This is a genomic window from Actinomycetospora sp. (assembly GCF_036497585.1).
Taxonomy (GTDB): Bacteria; Actinomycetota; Actinomycetes; order Mycobacteriales; family Pseudonocardiaceae; genus Actinomycetospora.
The window spans coordinates 1-3,543 of sequence record NZ_DASXJD010000001.1 but is presented as its reverse complement, the minus strand read 5'-3'; the positions used below and the strand labels follow the sequence as shown (position 1 = coordinate 3,543).

General features: G+C 71.9%; 3 protein-coding genes. All 3 read left to right on the top strand.

Going from position 1 to position 3,543, the window contains the following annotated elements; translation table 11 throughout:
* On the top strand, window positions 1–1,521 hold a 1,521-nt coding region (locus VGH76_RS00015; protein WP_331554545.1), incomplete at its 5' end, for an FAD-dependent oxidoreductase.
* 277 nt (window positions 1,522–1,798) lie between these two features.
* Complete coding sequence (locus tag VGH76_RS00010; protein WP_331554544.1) at window positions 1,799–2,593, top strand: CBS domain-containing protein; 795 nt, start codon at window positions 1,799–1,801, stop codon at window positions 2,591–2,593.
* Window positions 2,594–2,918: 325 nt separating this feature from the next.
* A partial coding sequence (locus VGH76_RS00005; RefSeq protein ID WP_331554543.1) for a hemerythrin domain-containing protein occupies window positions 2,919–3,543 on the top strand: 625 nt, incomplete at its 3' end.

The window sequence follows — 3,543 nt, the reverse complement described above, 5'->3', positions numbered from 1 at the left end:
ACCCCGCGCGAGCGGGTGATCCGGGTCCACGGCCCGCGCCGGTTCCTCGACGAGCTCGGCCTCCTCACCGGCCAGCCGTCGTTCGTGACCTGTGTCGTCCGCGAACCCGGCGAGGTGCTGGCGGTGCCGGTGGACGGCCTGCGGCGGATCGTGGGCCGCGACCGCCACCTCGGCGACGTGGTGCTCAGCGCGTTCTTTATCCGGCGGGAGCTGCTGATCGCCGCCGGTGCGGGACTGCGGATCATCGGTTCCCGCTACTCCGCCGACAGCCGGCGCCTGCGTGAGTTCGCCGCCCGCAACCGGTTGCCGCACCAATGGGTCGACCTCGAGTCGGACCCGGGCGCGGAGGAGCTGCTGCGCCAGCTCGGGGTGGGCCCGGGAGATACCCCCGTCGTCATCTGGCGCGGCACCCGCGTGCTGCGCAACCCGAGCAACGCGGAGCTGGCCGAGCTGACCGGCTTCGACCCGCCGACGTCCGCGGATGGCGTCTGCGACCTCGTCGTCGTCGGCGCGGGGCCGGCCGGCCTCGCGGCGGCCGTGTACGGGGCCTCGGAGGGCCTCTCGACCGTCGTCCTCGACGCGATTGCCACGGGCGGCCAGGCCGGGACGTCGTCCCGGATCGAGAACTACCTCGGCTTCCCCGCCGGTATCTCCGGCGCGGAGCTGGCCGACCGGGCGGTGATCCAGGCGGAGAAGTTCGGCGCCCGCCTCGGCGTCCCCGTCGAGGCCACCGGGCTCGCGCGCGGCAGGGACCACATCGTGGTGCGGGTCGACCCGGGCAGCGAGTTCCGCGCCCGGGCCGTCGTCGTCGCGACCGGTGCCCGCTATCGGCGGCTGAATGTGCCCGGGCTGGCGGATTTCGAGGGCAGGAGCGTCTACTACGCCGCGACGCTGGTGGAGGCCCAGTACTGCCGCCAACGGCCGGTCGCGGTGGTCGGCGGCGGCAACTCCGCCGGGCAGGCGACCGTGTTCCTCGCCCAGCACTCGCCGAAGGTCTACCTGCTCGTCCGCGGCGACGACCTCGCCGAGTCCATGTCCCGCTACCTGGTCGACCAGATCGAGCGGAACCCGGCCGTCGAGTTGATGTGCAACAGCGAGATTCGCGAACTACGCGGCCGCGGCGGCGAGCTGGACGCCGTCGTCGCGGAGAACACGAAGACCGGCGAGCGGCGCACCCTCGACGTGGCACCTCTTTTCGTGTTCATCGGGGCGGAGCCGTGCACCGGGTGGCTCGCGGGCAGCATCGCGCTGGACGACCGGGGCTTCGTCCTCACCGGGGACGAGGGGGCGGAGGCGGCCGGCGCCGACCCCGGGCTGCCCGAGACCCACGGCCCGGGCCGTCCCCCGCACCTGCTGGAGACCAGCTGGCCGGGGGTGTTCGCGGTGGGTGACGTGCGCAGCGGGTCGGTCAAGCGGCTCACCTCCGCGGTGGGCGAGGGCGCCATGGCAATCCGGCTGGTCCACGAGCTGCTGATCGCCGCGGACGACTTCGACGTCTGCGTGATCGCCGAAAGTCGCTGAGGGCAGCGCCGTACAGCTGCCCATGCCGAGCCCGGCCCGTGATCCCTCGACGCGGTGCCCGATCCGGAGACCGGGTGACCGGGCCCACGATCCCGGGTCGACCTGACCGACGACGCGCTCGTCGTCACCTACGACAACCCCGACGACCCGCGGCATCGGATCCCCAGTGCTGGTCCGCTCGGCGGACGGCGCCACTGCCTCCCTGGTGGCCTGGCCACGTCGAGCTCGACGACCTCTACGCGGCTGCGTGGTGTACCGGCCGTGCAAGGCGGGGACCATGCGAAACGCATCGGAATCCGCGACGAGGAGGATGGAAATGCCTGCCACAAAGGAACATGGCGCCACATCAGAGGTTGCTGGAACGCGCTACTCCGTGAAGGTCCGGGACGTGATGACCACGGAGGTAGTCACGGTAGGGCCGAAGGCGGCCTTCGGGGAGATGGTTGACGCACTCCTCGAGCACGACATCAGCGGCCTGCCCGTCGTCGACGCCCAGGGTGCTCTGGTCGGGATTGTGACCGAGGCGGACCTCATCGCCAAGGAGGCATACACGGGCGAAGGCCGGCGCCGTCACCTCGGGATGCTGCGTGACCTCCTCCGCGGCCATGACACGTCCTGGGTGAAGAAGGCCGCTGCCCGCGTGGCCGCGGACGTGATGACCACGACGGTCGACACCGTGCCACCGGACGAGGACGTGACCGTCGCCGCCCGGCGCATGCTCGACGGCCGGCACAAGCGCCTGCCGGTGTGCGCCCGCGGCCGGCTCGTCGGGATTGTCTCCCGGCACGACCTGCTCAAGCCCTTCCACCGCAGCGACGCGCAGATCGAGGCCGATCTCCGGGACCTGCTCGCTGAGCCCCTGCGCGTGCCCGAGGAGCACAAGGCCGCCGCGTCGGTGAGCCAGGGCGTCGTGACGCTGCGTGGGACGACCCGCTTCCCCAGCGACATCGGCGTGCTCGTGGCGGTGGTGTCGCGCGTGCCCGGCGTCATCGCGGTCGACAACTGCCTGCGGGCACGAGAGCAGGAGGCCGACCCGGCGACGGCGTCGCTGCATGACCCCCGGGATCCCTGAACCGCGACAATGACGAGGGACGAAGGTAGCCCTGTCCGAGCGCGTACCTCCACCGGTCCTGGTCGTAAAACTGGCCGTCCACGTCGGTCGTTCCCTGGTCCAACCGGCACTTGAGGCGTCGACCGCACCGCGATCCGTGGCGCGCCCGCGCCATGGATCGCGTTCTCCGGCGTCGCGTCCGCCGTCGTGACGATCCTGATCAATCTGCTTCTGTAGCGGGCATTTCCGGTGGCGAAGCACCCATTCGACGTGGGTGTGCGGGTAGAGCCGAGCCCTGGGACCCGACGCACGACCCGACCACGACCCGACCTGAAGGGGCCTGCCCATGCTGCCCGGTGACATCGACGCCCTCATCACCGCCGATCACGCGGCGGTCGAGCGGCGGTTCCAGCACGTGGAGTCCGGGCGCGGGCGCCGCGAGATCCTCTTGGACCAGATCGCATACGAGCTCGTGCTGCACAACGACGTCGAGGAGCGCGTGCTCTACCCGGCCATGACCAGGGTGCTGCCCGACGAGGCCGCGGCCGGCCGGGAGGACCACCGTGCGACGCGGCGGCTGCTGTCGGCCGTCGAGGACTGCAGGTCCGGTCCCGCGCTGCACGAGGCGGCCATCGTGGAACTCCTCGCCTGCGTGCGGGCCCACTTTGCGACGGAGGAGCGAGATCTCCTGCCTCGCCTGCGGAAACGGCTGGGACGCGAGGAGATGCGCGAGCTGGGCAAGGCCTTCTTGTCCGTCAAGCGCGAGGCCCCGTCCCGCCCGCACCCCCTTGCGCCGGACGGGCCCCACGCCCACACCCTGCTGGATCCGCTGGTCGCGGCCGTCGACGCCATCCGCGACCGGCGGCAGGGCCGGCGCACCTGGCTGCTGACCGATGCCTCGGGGCTTCTCGACTCCGAGGCCGAACGCCTCGTCGGTGTGTGGGCCTGGATCGGCACGGAGCCGCTGGAGA